Origin of the sequence: Pseudomonas sp. ADPe (assembly GCF_014843515.1) — a bacterium.
Classification (GTDB): domain Bacteria; phylum Pseudomonadota; class Gammaproteobacteria; order Pseudomonadales; family Pseudomonadaceae; genus Pseudomonas; species Pseudomonas citronellolis.
The window spans coordinates 1,907,063-1,924,794 of the sequence record NZ_CP062122.1; the positions used below are offsets into that span (position 1 = coordinate 1,907,063).

At 66.4% G+C, this 17,732-nt stretch carries 19 protein-coding genes; 9 read left to right on the plus strand and 10 right to left on the minus strand.

What is annotated here, in order from left to right:
• Positions 1–103: 103 nt before the first annotated feature.
• From IG194_RS08660 to IG194_RS08670, 3 genes are all read left to right on the plus strand, one after another.
• A complete protein-coding gene (locus IG194_RS08660) occupies positions 104–310 on the plus strand; it encodes a hypothetical protein (protein ID WP_141679857.1) in 207 nt (68 codons plus the stop codon).
• A gap of 70 nt (positions 311–380) precedes the next feature.
• On the plus strand, positions 381–683 hold the full coding sequence (locus IG194_RS08665; RefSeq protein WP_058487452.1) for a hypothetical protein: 303 nt from the start codon (positions 381–383) through the stop codon (positions 681–683).
• Positions 680–1,018, plus strand: a complete 339-nt coding sequence (locus tag IG194_RS08670) for a hypothetical protein (RefSeq protein ID WP_058487453.1) — start codon at positions 680–682, stop codon at positions 1,016–1,018. The genes IG194_RS08665 and IG194_RS08670 overlap by 4 nt, the downstream gene beginning before the upstream one ends.
• A gap of 274 nt (positions 1,019–1,292) precedes the next feature.
• Here the strand turns inward: IG194_RS08670 and IG194_RS08675 are convergent, their stop codons facing one another.
• Positions 1,293–1,580: a hypothetical protein gene (locus IG194_RS08675; RefSeq protein WP_141679856.1), complete on the minus strand. Its 288-nt coding sequence runs from the start codon at positions 1,578–1,580 to the stop codon at positions 1,293–1,295.
• Between the two features lie 305 nt (positions 1,581–1,885).
• Here IG194_RS08675 and zwf point away from each other — a divergent pair, with 305 nt between their 5' ends.
• The 4 genes from zwf (at position 1,886) to tkt (ending at position 7,834) form a co-directional block, all read left to right on the plus strand.
• Positions 1,886–3,277, plus strand: a complete 1,392-nt coding sequence (gene zwf / locus IG194_RS08680) for a glucose-6-phosphate dehydrogenase (protein ID WP_058487454.1) — start codon at positions 1,886–1,888, stop codon at positions 3,275–3,277.
• Positions 3,271–3,981 carry an HAD family hydrolase gene (locus tag IG194_RS08685; protein ID WP_058487455.1) on the plus strand — a complete coding sequence of 237 codons (711 nt, stop codon included), beginning with the start codon at positions 3,271–3,273 and terminating at the stop codon, positions 3,979–3,981. The genes zwf and IG194_RS08685 overlap by 7 nt, the downstream gene beginning before the upstream one ends.
• A gap of 106 nt (positions 3,982–4,087) precedes the next feature.
• Positions 4,088–5,740, plus strand: coding sequence for a phosphoglucomutase (alpha-D-glucose-1,6-bisphosphate-dependent) (gene pgm / locus IG194_RS08690; protein WP_058487456.1), 1,653 nt, complete (start codon positions 4,088–4,090; stop codon positions 5,738–5,740).
• 21 nt (positions 5,741–5,761) lie between these two features.
• Positions 5,762–7,834 (plus strand): transketolase, encoded by a 2,073-nt coding sequence (gene tkt / locus IG194_RS08695; RefSeq protein WP_058487457.1) that lies wholly within the window; start codon positions 5,762–5,764, stop codon positions 7,832–7,834.
• On the opposite strand, the gene gnd is transcribed toward tkt, so the two are convergent.
• From gnd to IG194_RS08715, 4 genes are read right to left on the minus strand one after another with little or no spacing between them, the layout of a single operon-like run.
• Positions 7,821–8,726: a phosphogluconate dehydrogenase (NAD(+)-dependent, decarboxylating) gene (gene gnd / locus IG194_RS08700; protein ID WP_058487458.1), complete on the minus strand. Its 906-nt coding sequence runs from the start codon at positions 8,724–8,726 to the stop codon at positions 7,821–7,823. The genes tkt and gnd overlap by 14 nt on opposite strands.
• 33 nt (positions 8,727–8,759) lie before the next feature.
• A complete protein-coding gene (locus IG194_RS08705; RefSeq protein WP_058487459.1) occupies positions 8,760–10,271 on the minus strand; it encodes a mercuric reductase in 1,512 nt (503 codons plus the stop codon).
• A complete protein-coding gene (locus tag IG194_RS08710; RefSeq protein ID WP_058487460.1) occupies positions 10,258–11,604 on the minus strand; it encodes a glucoamylase family protein in 1,347 nt (448 codons plus the stop codon). The genes IG194_RS08705 and IG194_RS08710 overlap by 14 nt, the downstream gene beginning before the upstream one ends.
• An 8-nt stretch (positions 11,605–11,612) precedes the next feature.
• Positions 11,613–11,759: a lmo0937 family membrane protein gene (locus IG194_RS08715; RefSeq protein ID WP_141679855.1), complete on the minus strand. Its 147-nt coding sequence runs from the start codon at positions 11,757–11,759 to the stop codon at positions 11,613–11,615.
• 172 nt (positions 11,760–11,931) lie between these two features.
• Between IG194_RS08715 and IG194_RS08720 the strand changes: the two genes are divergently transcribed.
• Complete coding sequence (locus IG194_RS08720) at positions 11,932–12,687, plus strand: Crp/Fnr family transcriptional regulator (RefSeq protein ID WP_058487461.1); 756 nt, start codon at positions 11,932–11,934, stop codon at positions 12,685–12,687.
• Here the strand turns inward: IG194_RS08720 and IG194_RS08725 are convergent.
• From IG194_RS08725 to IG194_RS08745, 5 genes are all read right to left on the minus strand, one after another.
• Positions 12,633–13,838: a fatty acid desaturase gene (locus tag IG194_RS08725; RefSeq protein ID WP_058487462.1), complete on the minus strand. Its 1,206-nt coding sequence runs from the start codon at positions 13,836–13,838 to the stop codon at positions 12,633–12,635. The genes IG194_RS08720 and IG194_RS08725 overlap by 55 nt on opposite strands.
• Positions 13,839–13,915: 77 nt before the next feature.
• Positions 13,916–14,062 carry a lmo0937 family membrane protein gene (locus tag IG194_RS08730; protein ID WP_141679854.1) on the minus strand — a complete coding sequence of 49 codons (147 nt, stop codon included), beginning with the start codon at positions 14,060–14,062 and terminating at the stop codon, positions 13,916–13,918.
• A gap of 94 nt (positions 14,063–14,156) precedes the next feature.
• Entirely contained in the window at positions 14,157–14,369 is a 213-nt protein-coding gene (locus IG194_RS08735; protein WP_141679853.1) for a hypothetical protein, read from the minus strand.
• A 67-nt stretch (positions 14,370–14,436) separates the two neighbouring features.
• A complete protein-coding gene (locus IG194_RS08740; protein ID WP_058487463.1) occupies positions 14,437–15,273 on the minus strand; it encodes a BON domain-containing protein in 837 nt (278 codons plus the stop codon).
• A 176-nt stretch (positions 15,274–15,449) separates the two neighbouring features.
• Positions 15,450–15,596 carry a hypothetical protein gene (locus tag IG194_RS08745; protein ID WP_160329388.1) on the minus strand — a complete coding sequence of 49 codons (147 nt, stop codon included), beginning with the start codon at positions 15,594–15,596 and terminating at the stop codon, positions 15,450–15,452.
• A 241-nt stretch (positions 15,597–15,837) separates the two neighbouring features.
• Between IG194_RS08745 and IG194_RS08750 the strand changes: the two genes are divergently transcribed.
• The gene (locus tag IG194_RS08750; RefSeq protein ID WP_160329389.1) at positions 15,838–17,724 is read left to right on the plus strand and encodes a class I SAM-dependent methyltransferase; all 1,887 of its coding nucleotides are present in this window, start codon (positions 15,838–15,840) and stop codon (positions 17,722–17,724) included.
• Positions 17,725–17,732: the final 8 nt, after the last annotated feature.

The window sequence follows — 17,732 nt, forward strand, 5'->3', positions numbered from 1 at the left end:
GGCAAATGTTCGATAGCGTACCGACTGGCCCTACCGATGCTGCAAATCTTGATTCCCCGCAGCCCTTCGATGACGAGGGGCGCAAGACAACAGCGAGGCCGCCATGAACAAGTACACACCCACCGAACACGGCGCGATCGAGAAAGCACCGAACCAGCAGCGCCGCTCCGAGCACGACTCCCCCTTGGCCCACCGGGCCGAACGTTCTTCAGACGGCAAGCCGCAGGAGAGCAGTCCGGCGCCCGCCACCACGACGGAACCCACGAACCGGGGGAGAAAACCGTTACGGGCCAGTGATCAGAAGGGCTAGACGCGTTTCCGGAGTACCAGGGCCCGGCGGTCGTAGCCCACTCCCGACGGTACGTAAGGAGTCAAAGACGATGCTGACATTCCAAGATGCAAAACAACGGCTCATGTCCGCCTTCACGCCCTTCACCTGTACCCCTTCCAAGAGCTGGGACGGCTCGTTGAGCCTGCTTTTCAGGAACCCGGGGACGGGAGCCGTCGAGACCTTCGTCACCGCCATCGGACCTGAGCAATGGCAGAGCGAAGTCGCCATCGCACGACTCATCGGCGAGTTGCGCCTGGAGGCAAACACCTGGAATTGCGGCCATTTGTTTGCCGACGACTTGGAGCACGATGCGAACGAACGGCCCCCAGAACAATCACTGGAGGCAGCATGAGTACCTTTACCATCGAAGGCTGGTGCAAGGCTGGCAACGAACAGAAGGCCGTCGCGCTGGAAGGCATCCACTTCTGTCTGAATGGCAACGATCACCTGCTGCTGGAACAGGCGCAGGAACGCCTGCAAAGAACCCATGAGCCGGACGTCATGGTCTACGTCAACCTGGCCACGCTGGAACTGCGCCTACCGCCAGGCTATGGTCCCTTGTCCGACTGCGGGATGCGCGTTTACCTGGACTCGACCCAGCGCGGTCAGTTCCACTTGGTCGGCCACCGGGCCAGCGACGGCAGCCTCATCTATAGCAACGCGGTGCTGATTGATCAGTTGATCTAGATACGGCCACCCCGCATGACCACACTCGAGCCGGCGCTAGCAACGGTACTGGCGCGATCCAGCATACGCCATGACGGTACCCGGAAGACTTTGACAGCGGGCTAATTCTCCGACCATTTGCGCGCGTTTTCCGCGCGCGTGGCCGGGTCGTCCGCCCTTGGTGGTTGCCAGAGCGAACTCCTGGCAGTGCTTGCACTCACCCGGCACCAAGCCCGCCGACAAAGTACCAAGGCGTGCCGCCATTGCCGTTTGAGAGCGGCCGCCACGGAGCGTTTCATGATACCTGCGGCTCCTGGCTCATCAGATCATCATCGCCGCGGGCGGCGTGACGTTCCGCTTCGGGGGTTCCCTTCGATGCCGTCGATGGGCGGGTCAACTCGGTATCCGCGGCCTGACGAAGAGCCTCGTCGGCGCGGGTCTTCGGGTTGGAGTAGTTTTCCGCCGGGGACAGCCGAGGTGCTTCGTGGCGGGGACCTTGTGGGTGGGATTGCCCCTTCGGGCGACTGGACTCATTGTTCGGGCCTTGCTTGCCTGGCTTGTCCATGGTGACCTCTTGGCTCATCCCGCTCTCGCATCATTGCGAGGCGTCGGGGGTACTGACAATGGCAGCCCGCGGCCACCATGTCGGTGCGTTAGCACGCATACCCGGAGGCCAGAATTGTCTTCGCGGTGATCCTGTCCCCGTCGACCTCGGCCCGCCCCGCATCGGGGCGAGCGACCGGACTCGGCCACTGGGTGCGCTACCGAACAGACAGTGGAAGTCCGGGCTCGCAGGGTAGATACGCGACAGATCGCCTGGCGATCCCATCTCCAGGACGAAAAAGAGATGACAGTTGCGCTTTCCAGCCTCGAAGAAGGAGTACCCTGATGCCGACCGACCATTCGGATGCTTTCGTCTTTTTCGGCGTGCGGGGCGACCTGGCGCAAAAGAAAATCTTCCCGGCTCTGCAGGCTCTCACCCGTGCCGGCGAACTGGACATGCCGGTCATCTGCATCGCCCGCGCGGGCTGGACTTCGGGGCAGTTGCAGGAATGGGTGCGCACCAGTCTCGAAGAACACGGTGGAATCGATCGCGACGCCTTCGCCCGACTATGCAGCCGCCTGCACTACATCGATGGCGACTACGACGATGCGCAGACCTATGCCCGGCTCAGGCAAGCCTTGGGCGACGCGGTCCGGCCGCTGTACTACCTGGGCATCCCGCCGAGCCTGTTCGACAGCGTGGCCCGGGCCCTGGCTGAATCCGGCTGCGCCGGCAACGCTCGGGTGGTCCTGGAGAAACCCTTCGGCCACGACCTGCGCTCCGCCCAGGCACTGAACCGCTCGCTGCGCGAAGTCTTCCCCGAGCCAGCGATCTTTCGCATCGACCATTACCTGGGCAAGGAGGCGCTGCTGAACCTGCTGTACTTCCGCTTCGCCAACGCCTTCCTCGAACCGGTGTGGAACCGCAGCTACATCGACAACGTACAGATCACCCTGGCTGAGCGCTTCGGCGTGCCAGGCCGCGGCCATTTCTACGAAGAAGTCGGAGCGATTCGCGACGTGGTGCAGAACCACCTGCTGCAGGTCATCGCCCTGCTGGCCATGGATGCGCCGCAGGGTACCGACAGCCGCTCGATGCGCGCCGAGAAGCTGCGGCTGCTGCAGGCCATGCGCCCGATCGACACGACGCAGGCGGTACGCGGCCAATTCCACGGCTACCGGGACGAGCCGGGCGTCGCGGCGCACTCCCAGGTGGAGACCTTCGCCGCCCTACGCCTGTACATCGATACTTGGCGCTGGGCCGGCGTCCCCTTCTACATCCGCGCAGGCAAGTGCCTGCCACTGACTGTCTGCGAAGTCCTGGTGACGCTCAAACGCCCACCGCTGGCAGTGTTCGACGCGCGCCCGGAGGCCCGCCCGAACTATTTCCGCTTCCGCCTCGGCCCGCAGGTCACTCTCGCTACCGGCGCCTACGTCAAACGCCCTGGCGAAGCGATGCGCGGAGAGACCGTGGAACTAGTGGCGCACCATGCCCCAGGCAATGAGGAGCTACCCTATCAACGCCTGCTCGGCGACGCCCTGCGCGGCGATGCCACCCTGTTCAGCGGAGACGAGTGCGTCGAGGCGGCCTGGCGCGTGGTCGATCCTATGCTGTGCCAGCCAGGCGTGCTGCACACTTACGCCACCGGCAGTTGGGGACCTGCGGCCGCGGCCAGCGTGCTGGACAGTGGCGACGACTGGTACGACCCGCAAGCGGAGGCCCTTTCGCCATGCTGAAACCGGTCCCACTGGTCTTCCTCGTCGACGTCGACAACACCCTGCTCGACAACGACCGCTTCATCGACGACCTCTCAGCGCACCTCGTCCAGGCCTTCGGCAGTGAGCAGAGCAAGCGCTACTGGAGGGCCTTCGACGAGTTGCGCAGCCAGCTCGGCTATGCCGATTACCTGGGCGCCGTGCAGCACCTGCGCAACGGCTGCGACAACGAGGAGGAGTTGCTGCGGATGTCCAGCTTCCTGCTCGACTATCCGTTCCGCGCACGGCTGTATCCCGGCGCCATGGCCCTGCTCGCGCACCTACGCACGCTGGGCCAGACGGCGTTGCTGTCCGATGGCGACATGGTCTTCCAGCCACGGAAGATCCAATGCTCCGGGCTGTGGGAGGCAGTCGGTGGCCAAGTCCTGATCTACGTTCATAAGGAACGCATGCTCGCGGCTATGCAGCGCCGCTTCCCGGCCCGCCACTACGTGATGATCGACGACAAGCCACTGCTGCTGGCAGCGATGAAACGCGCCATGGGTTCACGCCTGACCATTCTGTTCGTCCGCCAGGGCCACTATGCTGCCGAAGCCTTCAACCGCCGCATCTCACCAGCGGCGGACATCAGCGTCGAGCGCATCGGCGACCTCTGCGCACTGAACATGTCGGACCTGAGCATCGCCGCAGCGACCGACCTGGTGGCCAACGAGGACATGCCATGATACCGGCCCAGCAACTGCACGACCTCGACCGGCGGGACACCGAGCCGGGCAAGGTCTCGGCCGGCAGTCTGCCCCGGCACGCTGGCCAGTCACAGGAGCCCCTCCCATGAGCAACGGCATCAGTCCCCTGGCCGGACAGTTGGCCCCCGCCGCGTCGCTGGTCGACGTCGCCGCCCTGCTCGCCGCCTACGCCGACCTGCGCCCCGATCCGGCGGAACCGGCGCAGCGGGTCGCCTTCGGCACCTCCGGGCACCGCGGCATCCCGTTCGAGCGCAGCTTCAACGAGTGGCACGTGCTGGCGATCAGCCAGGCCATCTGCGACTACCGCAGGCTGCAGGGCATCGACGGCCCGTTGTACCTCGGCGCGGACACCCACGCGCTGTCGCAGCCGGCATTCGAGAGCGCGCTGGAAGTGCTCGCCGCCAATGGCGTGGAAAGCATGATCGCCAAGGGTGGCGAGTTCACCCCGACGCCCGCCGTGTCCCATGCCATCCTGGCATACAACCGCGGGCGCGGCAGTGCGCTGGCCGACGGCATCCTCATCACTCCGTCGCACAACCCGCCGGACAATGGCGGCTTCAAGTACAACCCGCCCGCCGGCGGCCCGGCTGCCGACGAGGTCACCGGCTGGATCGAGGCCCGCGCCAACGCCCTACTCTCCAGTGGCCTGCATGGCGTGCGGCGGATGCCCTTCGGCAGCGCCCGCCTCGCCGCCAACACCCATGGCCACGACTTCCTCCACACCTACGTCAATGATTTGGTCCGGACCATCGATTTCGCCGCGATCCGCGCCGCCGGTCTGCACCTGGGTGTGGACCCGCTCGGCGGCGCCGGCGTGCATTACTGGCGGGCCATCGCCGAGCGCTACCGCCTGGACCTCGACGTGGTCAGCGAAACCGTCGACCCGACCTTCGGCTTCATGCCGCTGGACTGGGACGGCAGGATCCGAATGGACCCCTCCTCACCCTACGCCATGCAACGCCTGCTGGCCCTCAAGGACCGCTACGACCTGGCCTTCGCCTGCGATACCGACCATGATCGCCACGGCATCGTCACCCGCGGCAGTGGGTTGCTGCCGGCGAACCATTACCTGGTGGTGATGATCGACTACCTGTTCCGCCACCGCCCACTGTGGACCCCCTCGGCGGCCGTCGGCAAGACTCTGGTCAGCAGCGCACTGATCGACCGCCTGGCGGCCCACCTCGGGCGGCGCCTGTACGAGGTGCCGGTGGGCTTCAAATGGTTCGTCGACGGCCTACTCGACGGTACTCTGGGCTTCGCCGGCGAGGAAAGCGCAGGGGCCTCCTTCCTGCGCCAGGATGGCACGGTCTGGACCACCGACAAGGACGGTATGGTCGCGGCCCTGCTGGCTGCGGAACTCACCGCGCGCAGCGGCCACGACCCCGGCCAGCGCTACCGCGAGATCGCCGACGCGCTCGGCGACCCGCTGGCCGACCGCGTCGAGGCACCGGCCAGCGCCGAGCAAAAGGCGCGGCTGGCGAAGCTCTCGGCGGTCCGGCTGAACGCCGGCGAACTGGCCGGCGAGAAGATCACCCAGGTACTCGACCGCGCGCCGGGCAACCAGGCGCCGATCGGCGGCATCAAGGTCTGCGCCGCCAGCGGCTGGTTCGCTGCGCGACCATCCGGCACCGAAGCGATCTACAAGATCTATGCCGAGAGCTTCAAGGACCCAGCTCACCTGCAGGCCATCCTGCAGCAGGCGCAGGGCATGGTCGACAGCGCGCTCACGAGCCCTTGAACCCCGGCTGCGGAGGCCATCATGCCCAGCGTCCTCGATCGGCAATGCATCGATACCCTGCGTTTCCTCGCGGTGGACATGGTGCAACGGGCCAACAGCGGCCATCCCGGCCTACCACTGGGCGCCGCCCCCATGGCCTACGTACTGTGGACCCGCTGGCTGAAAACCAACCCGGGCAACCCGGACTGGCCCGACCGCGACCGTTTCGTCCTCTCCGCCGGGCATGGCTCGGCGTTGCTCTACGCCTTGCTGCACCTCAGCGGCTATGACCTGTCCTTGGAGCAGTTGCAGCGCTTCCGCCAATGGCGCAGCCAGACTCCTGGCCACCCCGAGCGCGGCCATACCGCCGGCGTCGAAATCAGCACCGGGCCGCTCGGCCAGGGCCTGGCCAACGCGGTGGGCATGGCCGTGGCCGAGGCGCAACTGGCCGCGAGCTACAACCGCCCCGGGCACAGCGTGATCGACCATCGCACCTTCGCCCTGGTCAGCGACGGCGACCTGATGGAGGGCGTAGCCAGCGAGGCCGCCTCGCTGGCCGGGCATCTCGCCCTGGGTAAGCTCACCTGCCTATACGACGACAACAGCGTGACCCTGTCCGCCGGTACCGCCATCGCCTTCAGCGAGGATCGCGCGCAGCGCTTCGCCGCCTATGGCTGGCACACCCAGGCGGTCGAGGACGGCAACGACCTCGACGAGTTGGAGACCGCCCTGCGCGCCGCCCAGGCGCAGGTTTCCCGCCCCTCGCTGATCCTGGTGCGCACGCACATCGGCTATGGCTCGCCCGAGCAGGACAGTTTCAAAGCCCACGGCGCGCCGCTGGGGGTCGAGGGCGTGCGCCTGACCAAAGCCAGGTTGGGCTGGCCTGCGCAACCGGCGTTTCTCATCCCAGACGTAGTCCTCGCGCACTTCCGCCTGGCCCTGCAACGCGGTGCCGGTGACGAGGTGGCCTGGCGCCAACGCATGGCGGCCTATGCGCAGGCCTTCCCGGTGCTGGCCAAGGAGCTGGCGCAACGCCTCGATGCGCAACTACCGACCGACTGGGACGCCGACATTCCGGTGTTTCCCGCCGACGCCAGCGGCCTACCCAGTCGCGATGCCTCCGGCCAAGTCATGAACGCCATCGCCGCGCGGCTGCCGGCACTGGCCGGCGGTTCCGCCGACCTCGATCCCTCGACTCGGACTGCTCTCAAGGGGCTGGGCGACTTCAACGCGGCGCCGGCAGCGGGCGAAGACCTGCAAGGCTCCGATAGCGCCGGCTGGAGCCGCTCGGGGCGCAACCTGCACTTCGGCGTGCGCGAACATGCCATGGGCGCCATGCTCAACGGCCTGGCTGCCCACGGCGGCTTCATCGCCTACGGAGCAACCTTCCTGGTGTTCTCCGACTACCTGCGCCCAGCGCTGCGCCTGGCGGCGCTGATGGGCCTGCATCTGGTCCACATGTTCAGCCACGACAGCGTGGCCCTTGGCGAGGACGGCCCGACCCACCAACCAGTGGAGCATCTGGCCAGCCTGCGGGCGATCCCCGGCCTGCTGCTGATCCGACCGGCCGACGCCAACGAAACTGCTGTGGCCTGGCGGGTCGCCGTAGAGACCCGCGACCGCCCGGTGCTACTGGTGCTCAGTCGGCAGGCGCTGCCGACACTCGACCGCATGCGCTACGCCGCCGCCGAGGGGCTCAGGCAAGGCGCCTACGTGCTCAGCGACCCGGTGACCGGTCCACCCGAACTGATCCTCCTGGCCAGTGGCTCGGAGGTAACGCTGATCCTCGCCGCCGCCAGGCGCCTGGCGGGCAAAGGCATCGCCGTGCGCTGCGTCTCGATGCCCTGCTGGGAACTGTTCGAAGCGCTACCTCAGGCCGAGCGCGAGGCCGTGCTGCCGTCTCAGGTAACGGCACGGCTGGCGGTCGAGTTGGGCGTGCGCCAGGGCTGGGAGCGATACATCGGCGCCCACGGCGAGATGCTCGGCGTCGAGCGTTTCGGTGCCTCGGCGCCAGCCGAGGTGTTGCTGCACGAATACGGCTTCAGCGTGGACAACGTCTGTGCCCGCGCCGAGGCGCTGCTCGCCCGCTGCCACACAGGCCCTATTCCTTCCTGAGCTCGTGGCCACCGAACTGGTTGCGCAGCACCGCCAGCAGGCGGTCGGCGAAGGACTCGGGGTCGCGCGAACGCAGCCGGGCGATCAGCGCGTGGGTGATGACCGGTGCCGGCACGCCCAGAGCGATGGCCTCGTCCACCGTCCAGCGGCCCTCGCCGGAGTCGGCGACGTAGGGCACGACGTCGTGTAGGCCCGGGTGTTCCGCCAAGGCCTTGGCGGTCAGCTCCAGCAACCAGGAACGTACTACGCTGCCATGGCTCCAGATATCCGCCAACTGCTGCAGATCGAGGTCGAATTCGCACTTGTGGCGCAGGATCGAGAAACCTTCGGCATAGGCCTGCATCAAGCCGTATTCGATGCCGTTGTGCACCATCTTGGCGAAGTGCCCTGCCCCGGCAGGGCCAACGCGTCCCCAGCCGCGGTCAGGCACCGGCGCCAGGCATTCGAACAGCGGGTACAGGCGCTCCACCACCGCCTCGTCGCCACCGATCATCAGGCTGTAGCCCTCGGCTAGGCCCCAGACGCCGCCGCTGGTGCCACAATCCACGTAGCCGATGCCATGTCCAGCGAAGGTCGCGGCCCGGCGCAGGCTGTCCTGGTAGTGGGAGTTGCCGCCGTCGACCAGCGTATCACCGGCCCGCAGCAGCGGCAGCAGGCCATCCAGGGTGGCGTCGGTGACCTCGCCGGCTGGGACCATTAGCCAGATCACCCGCGGCGGCTGCAATTTTGCTACCAGTGCGGCTAGGGACTCCGCGGTTTGCGCGCCCTGCCCTTCGAGGGCCTTGCGGGCCTCGATCCTGGGATCGAAGCCGACCACCGGGTGACCGCCGCGCTGCAGGCGCTGGGCCATGTTGGCGCCCATGCGCCCCAGTCCGATCATGCCGACTTTCATGGGAAGTCCTCCTTGCGGGCCGTGGGTAATCGTTCAACGCTCCAGCCAGCGCATCAGGCGCGCCCTGATCCGGGCCGACAGGCGAGTCCGAGTGTAGGCGTCGGCCGCCATGCGGATCGCCTCGGCCTGGGTCGGGTAGGCATGCATCACCCTGGACAGGCTACGCAGGCCAATGCCCGCAACCATGGCCAAGGTGACCTCGTTGATCATGTCGCCGGCATGCCGGGCGACTATGGTCGCGCCGAGGATCCGGTCGCTGCCTTCGCCGACGTGGATTTTCACGAAACCGTCGGTTTCGCCGTCGGTTACCGCACGGTCAACCTCGTGCATCGGGATGGTGAAGGTCTTCACCGGGATGCCCCGCTCGTTGGCCTCGCGCACGTAGAGCCCGACATGGGCGATCTCCGGGTCGGTGAAGGTGCACCAGGGCACGACCAATGCGCTCATCCGCCGGCGGCCGCGGAACAGCGCGTTGTGCACGGCGATGTGTGCCGAGGCCGCCGCCGTATGGGTGTACTTATGTTCCAGACAGACATCGCCGGCAGCGTAGACATTCGGGTTGCTGGTGCAAAGGAAATCGTCGACGCGGATGCCGTCAACGGCGCCGTGGTCGATGCCAGCGGCTGCCAGGCCTAGCCCCTGCACGTTCGGCGAGTGGCCAATGCCGGTGAGGATGGTGTCGACCGCAAGCGTGTGCCGATAGTCGTCGCAGAGCAGCTCGACGCGCTTCTCCCCCGCCACCGCGCACACGCCCAGTACCTGGGTGTTCAGGCACACCGCGATGCCGTCGCGGGCGAAGGCGTCGGACAGCAGCTGCGCGGCATCGCGCTCTTCGTTACCGAGGAACAGCGGCATGTCCTGAACGATGGTGGTCCGTGAGCCGAGACGGCAAAAGGCCTGGGCCAGCTCGCAGCCCAGCGGGCCGCCACCAATCACCAGCAACCGCCGTGGCAGGTCGAGGAGGTCGAAGACGTTCTCGTTGGTCAGGTAGCCGGCCTCTGCCAGACCGGGAATCAGCGGCACACTAGGCCGGGCACCGGTGGCGACCAGAGCCTTGCTGAAGCGCAGCAGCTGCCCCTCGACTGCCAGCGTATCGGAGTCGACAAAACACGCCTCGCCGAAGAACAATTCGACGCCCAGCGCGCGCAAGCGCAGCGCCGACTCCGCCGCGCTCAGGTGGCCGCGAATATGCCGTACGCGTGCCATCGCCGCGGCGAAATCGACCTGGATATCCCCTGGTATCCGCGCGCCATAGCGCTGCGCATCGCGCATCTCGGCGTACAGACGGGCCGTACGGATCAACGTCTTCGAGGGCACGCAGCCATCGTTCAGGCAATCGCCGCCGATCAGCCGGCGTTCCACCAGGGCCACTCGCGCCCCCAGCGCCAGCGCGATTTTCGCAGCAGCCAGGCCGGCCGGACCGGCACCGACGATCACCAAGTGGTAGCGCCCGCTGGCGCGGGGGTTGCGCCAATGCGGTGGGGGCGCGTTGGTCACCAGGCCCGTCTTGGCGGCAGCTTGCGGAGGCCGGTCATCGTCGGCCATCAGTTCGCTCCCCGTGCACCAGCCAGCCGCCCTGGAACCCGGCGCGACGTAGGCCGGTGCGCAGATAGGGTGAGCGCCGCATCAGCTGCCAGAGCCCCTGGTTGCAGTGGTTCTCGATCATCAGCAGGACGATGCCCTGGTCCAATCCAAACTGCCCGGCAGACACCCAGGCACGCCCATCGGCTCCAGCCAGGCCTGGGTTGAAGCTGCTGGCCAAGCGCCCTTCGCGGCACATTTCCGGGTAGCACGCGAGCATGTGCCGTAGTGCTGGCAGAACGATTTCTGCGGCGAAGGGCAACGACGCCAGCAGCGCCGGCGCCGACAGTGAACCGTCATCGGGGCCGTAAGGCACGCCGCGGGCGGCATAGCCGAACAGCCGGCGGCGTTCGTTGGCTTGGTCAGTCTGTTCGTCGCTCGGCCCGTCGCAAGCCGACAAGCCCCAGCAGTTTTCCGCGTAGCCGGCAAACCCGTGTGGGTTGTGCCGCGCGTACTCGCGCTGGATGTAGGTGGCACGCCGGCTGTTCTCGAAGTAATCCGAGCGTTTCTCGCCCATGAACGGGTCGCGAATGCCGCGGAAGTCGATCCAGGCATGGGAGAACTGGTGGATGAACAGCGGCCCGGCATACAGGTAGTCGTGGTCGTAAAGGTTCTCCCACTGGTAGGTGGCGGTCCAGGCGCGGTAGCCGTCGGCAGCTATCGGCTGGCTGGGTGAGCCGAGGGCCAGCACATACAGCAGAATGGCCTCACTGTAGCCCTCCCAGCCGTAGTGCAGGAAGCCACACTCAGGCTTCCAGCCCTGACGGATGGTCGCTTCGCCGCCCTGCGCCCAACACCAGTCGACCCGCCGGTAGAGTTGCTCGACCAGATCGCGCAGTTCGTGTTCCGCGGCGTTGGCTCCGCTGAAGAACTCGCTGGCGGCGAACATCCCGGCGATCAGCAGCGCGCTGTCGATCATCGACAGTTCCGAACGCCAGGCCCGCGCGCCGCTACGGAAATCCAGAAAGTGGTAGTAGAAGCCCTTGTAGCCGCTGGCCATGGGGTCGTCGCTCTGCTCGCTGCTGGCGAAGAAGCGCAATGCCGCGAGACTGGAGCGCAGCGCTTCGACACGAGTCAGCCAGCCGTGCCGCACCGCCAGCGGGTAGGCGCTCAGGGCAAGACCGACCACCGCGATGCTCACCGGAGAGTCGGGCCGCGAGGTGTCGGCCACCAATCCGTTACGCGGATTTAGGTTTTCCCGGAAGTAGCTGAAAGCCGCACGCTGCAGGTGCTCCAGCAGCGCCTCGGCGGGCAGCGTGGAAAGTCGCGTCGGCGAATACGGGCTGCAAAAGTCCATTTCGCCGGCTATGACCGGAGCGTCCGCTCGATCAGCAGCACCAGGGCGAGTAGCGCAAGGATCAGCAGGACGTGGATGAAACCACCCAGGGTGTGCGAGGTCATCATCCCCAGCGACCACAGGGCAGCCAAGACGACCACTATGCCTTCAAGCATGCCGATTCTCCTCCCCTACCGCTGGCAGGGTTGCATGACAGCCCCAGCGTGCACGCCCGGAGCCGTGCTGGTCTGTGCGCCAACGTACCCAGGAGCACTGGCTAACGGCGGCGCCAGGTGTATGCTGAACGGCGGGTGAGGTGAAAGGCTTCCACCGAGAAAGGATACGGCTATGCAAGAGACCCCTTCCCCCCTGCAGAACCATTTGCTGGCCGCGTTGCCGAGCACCGTGCAGGAGCGCCTGTTCCCCCACCTGGAGCTGCAGCACCTCGCCCTCGGCAAGGTTCTCTACGAGTCCGGGGACGCCATGCGCCACGTGTTCTTCCCCACCGATGCCATCATCTCGCTGCTGTACGTGATGGAAAACGGCGCCTCGGCGGAAATCTCGGTGGTCGGCAACGAGGGCCTGATCGGCGTCGCGGTGTTCATGGGCGGCGAAAGCACCCCGAGCCGGGCCATCGTGCAAAGCGCCGGCAATGTCTACCGGTTGTCCGGGCAACGCATCAAGGAGGAGTTCAACCGCCACGGCGAGATGCTCCAGCTCATGCTCCGCTACACCCAGGCGCTGATCACCCAGATGGCCCAGACCGCGGTGTGCAACCGCCACCACTCGATCGACCAGCAGCTCTGCCGATGGCTACTTTTGTCCCTCGACCGATTGCCGAGCAACCAGTTGACCATGACCCAGGAGCTGATCGCCAACATGCTCGGGGTACGCCGCGAAGGCGTCACCGAGGCCGCCGGCAAGTTGCAGAAGCAAGGGGTGATCGAGTACAGCCGGGGGCGCATCACCGTGCTCGACCGGGCCAAACTGGAAGAGCTGAGCTGCGAGTGCTACGCGGTGGTGAAGAAGGAGACCGACCGCCTGCTGCCCTATGTCCCCACTTGGCCATCCGTCCCCTCCGGGGGGCAACGACGCAAGGAGTAGGTCCGCAGCAACCCGGCGAACTCGTGCAGCGCATGCAGTTGGCTGGCCTCCGCCTCGCTCACCCACTGCACGATGGCCTCGCCCAGCCCTGGCCCGGCGGCCCTGGCCCAGATCCGCTGCAGAGCCATGCGCCGTTCGTAGGCAACGCCCAGTACCCGACTCACTTCCAGCGTAGCGTTGACGAGCGCCTGCTGGTGCTCGTCGAGCAAGCTCGGCTCGCGCCCCAGCAGCCGCCGCGCGCGCCGGATCAAGCGACGCAGCGAGGCGTCGGCATTGGCCAGCTCCTGCGCCACCAGCGGCGCCATGACCTGCTTGCGGTACTGCGCCATGACCTGGAAGCGATCGTTGAAGATGGCCATGGCGGTGTCCGCATCCAGGCTCCGCTTGCCCTGCAGCCGATAGGCGACAGGCGCCACCCTTAGCGCCCGGGCCAGTCCCAGGCCGCTGAACAGGCGGATCCATGCCCAGCCCAGGTCGAATTCCCAGGATTTCACCGACAACTTGGCCGAGTTGGGATAGGTGTGATGGTTGTTGTGCAGCTCCTCGCCGGCCACCACCAGGCCCCAGGGCACCAAATTGGTGGCGGCGTCGCGGCATTCGAAGTTGCGGTAGCCGACGGCATGGCCGAGGCCATTGACCACGCCGGCGGCCCAGAAGGCGATCCACATCATCTGTACGGCCCATACGGTCAGGCCCGCCACACCGAACAGGGCCAAGTCGAGCAGCGCCATCAGCGTCACCCCGCCATTGGGGAAGCGGCTATAGAGGTGCCGCTCCAGCCAGTCGTCCGGGCAGTTCTTGCCGTACAGGCGCAGCGTCTCCGGGTTCCTGGCCTCTTCGCGATACAGCTCCGCACCTTGCCAGACAACCCGGGACAGGCCCTTGTAGCGCGGACTATGTGGATCTTCGGCGGTTTCGCAGCGGGCGTGGTGCTTGCGGTGGACGGCGGTCCACTCGCGAGTGAGCATTCCGGTGCTCAACCATAGCCAGAAACGGAACACATGTTTCAGCGTGGCATGCAATTCCAACGAACGGTGCGCCGAGTACCGATGCAGGTAGAGGGTGACGCTGAGCGTGGTGAGGTGGGTGAGCAGCAGCGTGACGGCAATCAGTTGCCACACCGATAGATCAAGAAGGCCGGAATACCACATGGCGGCGTTGCCTCATGGTGAGTGCGGATGGCCCTTCGTGGAGCCACCCGCATGGCACTAGACTCCGACTCCCGGGATCAGAGCCGCCGGCCCTGTAGCACCCGGAATACCACGGCCATGAGTGCCAGAATCAGCAGGATGTGAATGAAGCCTCCCAGAGTGTACGACGAGACCACCCCGAGCACCCACAGGACGATCAATAGAACCGCAATGGTTTCGAGCATTTTGACACCTCCGCTATCGACAGCTTCAGTCTGGGCAGCCCGGGCGCGCGTGTCTGTTCGTCAACGCACGCAGGAAAAAGCATCGAGGCCGGAGTCATTCATCAGGGGACGGCGCGCGCTCTTCCTGATCCTGCCGGAGCGGCGCCGGGTCGGCGTCGTGGCCCTGCGAAGACTCTGGTGGCGCCGGCCGCTTGGCGCGATCGATGAAGGAGTAGCGCGCGGCGGGCGAGCCATGCTCCCCGCCAGACGTCTGTTCGCTGCCTTCGGCGAATGCCGGTTCACCAGTGGTTTCGATGGTCCTTTTCATGGGAACCTCAGAAGAATGGAGTCTGGCCAGCACCACAGCGGCGCGGCTCCGGTCCGGAGTTGGCCGATCAGTACCGCAGTCCCTTCGCCTGCACCTCCCTGACGCCCCGCACGTTGGATGCCAGCTCGATGGCCAGGCTCCGTTCCGCTCGGCTGCCCAGCCCACCGCTGAGGGTGACGATGCCATTGTGGGTGCTCACGGTGATATCCGAACTGCTGACGTTGCGCGAATACAGCAGGGTCGATTTCACCTTGGTGGTGATCCAACTGTCGGAGATGCCCTGCCCGGCGGCATTCACCGTGCTCTTGCCGGTGGCCAGCGCAGTATTCGGCTGTTCAGCCTTGACCTGGATGCCGTTGTCCACTGCAACGACACCCTGGGTGGTCGAAGCCAGGCGGCCGGCCGCGGTACGTGCGGCGGAACTCGTGGCGGTGCCACGCAAGGTCACCTTGCCGGCGGTGGTTTCGACGTTGGTCGACAGGCCATCGGTGTATTTGCTCCACAGCAACTTCGACTTGACCGCGGTGGTAATGCTGGCGTCGTCGATCGTCTGGCCAAAACCACGGACGCCATCCTGCTTCGGCGGCAGATAGTCGGGCTTGACCAGGATCTGGTTGTCCACCGACCTGATCCCCTTCACCCCCATGGCGATCTGCGTCGCCAGGTCCTTGCTGGTGCTTTCCTCCACGGTGCCGCGCACGGTGGCCTTGCCGTCGAGCACCGAGACCTCGAGGCCGTTGTCACGCAGGTACGGGCTCAGGGAGTAAGTCGTGGCGATCTGCGATTCCTGCCGCGCGTCCATGACCTCTTGCGAGGTCGGGCTTGCGGCGAAGGCCGGGCCGCCCGCCGCCATCGCCATGGCGATGCAGGACGCCACCTGCAGTTTGCGGAAATAACTGTGCATGCTGTTTCTCCACCAGGGATAGCGTTGCGTCCGCCCCTGGGCGGCCCCGTCCCTGGGACCTGCCGCCCACTGCAGCACACGGCAGCAGCAGGACGGCAGGTTCGTACCTAGGGTTGGTGCAAGGTGCTGTGCCGGGTATACGCGCCACAACGGCACGTCGGCGACGTCTGTGGCCATCAGGTTTCCTTGGGCTCGGCCTTTTTCATGCCAGGCTTGGTTTCCTGCGTGCGTTCCGTGCGGGTATCGGTCGGTGACTGCGGATGAGTCTTTTCAGCGGCCTTGGGAAGGCCGCTACCAGGGTTGTGCTTGTTCGTTCTGTTCATACTGACCTCTGTGTGCCGGGATTCGCGAAACTGCGAGGAAACCGGGAATGAGACAGTGACAGGCGTGCCCCCGGGCGTCGGTGCGCCGACGCACTTATCCGCAGCAAAAGGCTGCGATAGCGCCCGGAGCCCTGCCCTACGTGCGCTAGCAGACAGACCGCCGCTGCCGCCGTTAGGGATGCTAGAAGCTCAGTCCGAAGGCCCATTCCCGAGCCTTCGCCCTCACCGATCGGGGACCAGCATGAAGCTGCTCAAGTTGGAGCACAGCCCGGCAGCCTACCTCGCCGACTTCATTCTCTATGGCCTGGCCAGCCTGGCCCTCGCGGGCCTGCTCGCAGCTTTCTGCCCACCCGTGCTGCGTCTGCAGAGCCTGCTCCTCGCGCTGCTCGGCCTGCTCGGCTGGACGCTGCTCGAATACCTGCTGCACCGCTTCGTGCTGCATGGCCTGCAGCCATTTCGCGACTGGCACCTGCAGCATCACCGGCGCCCCACCGCGCTGATCGGCATACCCGCGCTGCTCAGCGCCCCGCTGATGGCGCTGCTGGTGTTCCTGCCGGCCCTGCTGCTGCTCGATGTCTGGCGCGCCGGGGCGCTCACCCTCGGCGTGCTCGTCGGCTACCTGCTCTACTCAATCACCCATCACGCCCTGCACCACTGGCACGGCATAGACAATCGCTGGCTGTCACGGCGCCGGCGCTACCACGCCTGGCACCATGGCACGCTGGCGCAGCCTGGCCACTACGGGGTGACCAGTGGCTTCTGGGACCGCCTGCTGGGCAGCGACCGCCAGGCGCTGGTGCGCGGCCGGCCCACACCGGGCGCAGTGAAGGCGGCCGGATTGGCGCCACCACGCTCGCTGGCCGCCGAAGCCGCGGGCCGGTTGTTGCAACGCCTGCTGCGCGGTACCGGCGCGAGCTTCGCCATCCGCCTGTGGGACGGCGACGAGCTGCATTTCGGCAACGCCGGGGCACCGCGCTTCACCCTGGTCTGCCGTACTCCCGCGGCGGTCCAGGCTCTGGTGCTGGGGCACGACCCACTGCGCCTGGTCGAGTCCTACTTGCGCGACGACATCGACGTCGAAGGCGACCTGTTCGCCGCCATCGGCATGAAGGATTTGCTGCAGGACAACCCACTGCCCTGGCACCAGCGCCTGCGCATCGGCCTGGAGGCCTTGCGGCTGCCTTGTGCCGGCAGCGGCGAAACCCTCACCGGAGGCTACCGGCGCCCGGTGAGAAGCCATACGAAGCAAGAGAACCGCGACGCCATCGCCTTTCACTACGACGTCTCCAATGCCTTTTACGGCCTCTGGCTAGACGCCGACATGGTCTATTCCTGCGCCTACTTCGAACACCCCGGCGACAGCCTGGAGCAGGCCCAACACGCCAAGCTCGAACACATCTGCCGCAAGCTGCTGTTGCAACCCGACGAGCAACTGCTGGACATTGGTTGCGGCTGGGGCGCGCTAATCATCCACGCCGCCCGCTATCACGGCGTGCGCGCTCATGGCATCACGCTCAGCCGCAAACAGCTGGAATTGGCCCGCGAACGCATCGCCCAGGCAGGCCTGGACGACCGGGTGACGGTGGAGCTGTGCGACTACCGCGACCTTGAAGGCGCCGCCCGCTACGACAAGATCGCTAGCGTCGGCATGTTCGAGCACGTCGGGCTGGCCAACCTACCGCTGTACTTCGCCACCATGCAGCGCCAACTCAAGCCTGGCGGGCTGTTCCTCAACCACGGAATCACCAACACCCGCGAGGGCTGGAAAACCACCACCGGCACCCGCTTCATCAACCGCTACATCTTCCCCGACGGGCAACTGGATAGCATCGGCAACATCCAGCGCGCCATGGAGCGCGCGGACTTCGAGATCACCGACGTCGAGGCCCTGCGCCGTCATTACGCGCTGACACTCAGGCACTGGGTCGCGCGCCTGGAACAGCACCACGCGGAGGCCTTGCAGCACGTCACCGAGCCAATCTACCGCACCTGGCGCCTATACATGGCGGCCAGCGCGCTGGAATTCGAAGCCGGCGGCCTCGGCATCTACCAGATTCTCGCCAACCGCCGCGCCGACGGCGCCGCCAGCCCGCTGCCGCTGACCAGGCGGCACCTGTACGCACAGTGACAGTGCCA

Excerpts from the sequence above, each read along its gene's own strand:
- IG194_RS08660 (WP_141679857.1), top strand. The coding sequence starts at position 104 with ATGAACAAGTACACACCCACCGAACACGGCGCGATCGAGAAAGCACCG.
- IG194_RS08665 (WP_058487452.1), top strand. The coding sequence starts at position 381 with ATGCTGACATTCCAAGATGCAAAACAACGGCTCATGTCCGCCTTCACG.
- IG194_RS08670 (WP_058487453.1), top strand. The coding sequence starts at position 680 with ATGAGTACCTTTACCATCGAAGGCTGGTGCAAGGCTGGCAACGAACAG.
- IG194_RS08675 (WP_141679856.1), bottom strand. The coding sequence starts at position 1,580 with ATGAGCCAAGAGGTCACCATGGACAAGCCAGGCAAGCAAGGCCCGAAC.
- zwf (WP_058487454.1), top strand. The coding sequence starts at position 1,886 with ATGCCGACCGACCATTCGGATGCTTTCGTCTTTTTCGGCGTGCGGGGC.
- IG194_RS08685 (WP_058487455.1), top strand. The coding sequence starts at position 3,271 with ATGCTGAAACCGGTCCCACTGGTCTTCCTCGTCGACGTCGACAACACC.
- pgm (WP_058487456.1), top strand. The coding sequence starts at position 4,088 with ATGAGCAACGGCATCAGTCCCCTGGCCGGACAGTTGGCCCCCGCCGCG.
- tkt (WP_058487457.1), top strand. The coding sequence starts at position 5,762 with ATGCCCAGCGTCCTCGATCGGCAATGCATCGATACCCTGCGTTTCCTC.
- gnd (WP_058487458.1), bottom strand. The coding sequence starts at position 8,726 with ATGAAAGTCGGCATGATCGGACTGGGGCGCATGGGCGCCAACATGGCC.
- IG194_RS08705 (WP_058487459.1), bottom strand. The coding sequence starts at position 10,271 with ATGGCCGACGATGACCGGCCTCCGCAAGCTGCCGCCAAGACGGGCCTG.
- IG194_RS08710 (WP_058487460.1), bottom strand. The coding sequence starts at position 11,604 with ATGGACTTTTGCAGCCCGTATTCGCCGACGCGACTTTCCACGCTGCCC.
- IG194_RS08715 (WP_141679855.1), bottom strand. The coding sequence starts at position 11,759 with ATGCTTGAAGGCATAGTGGTCGTCTTGGCTGCCCTGTGGTCGCTGGGG.
- IG194_RS08720 (WP_058487461.1), top strand. The coding sequence starts at position 11,932 with ATGCAAGAGACCCCTTCCCCCCTGCAGAACCATTTGCTGGCCGCGTTG.
- IG194_RS08725 (WP_058487462.1), bottom strand. The coding sequence starts at position 13,838 with ATGTGGTATTCCGGCCTTCTTGATCTATCGGTGTGGCAACTGATTGCC.
- IG194_RS08730 (WP_141679854.1), bottom strand. The coding sequence starts at position 14,062 with ATGCTCGAAACCATTGCGGTTCTATTGATCGTCCTGTGGGTGCTCGGG.
- IG194_RS08735 (WP_141679853.1), bottom strand. The coding sequence starts at position 14,369 with ATGAAAAGGACCATCGAAACCACTGGTGAACCGGCATTCGCCGAAGGC.
- IG194_RS08740 (WP_058487463.1), bottom strand. The coding sequence starts at position 15,273 with ATGCACAGTTATTTCCGCAAACTGCAGGTGGCGTCCTGCATCGCCATG.
- IG194_RS08745 (WP_160329388.1), bottom strand. The coding sequence starts at position 15,596 with ATGAACAGAACGAACAAGCACAACCCTGGTAGCGGCCTTCCCAAGGCC.
- IG194_RS08750 (WP_160329389.1), top strand. The coding sequence starts at position 15,838 with ATGAAGCTGCTCAAGTTGGAGCACAGCCCGGCAGCCTACCTCGCCGAC.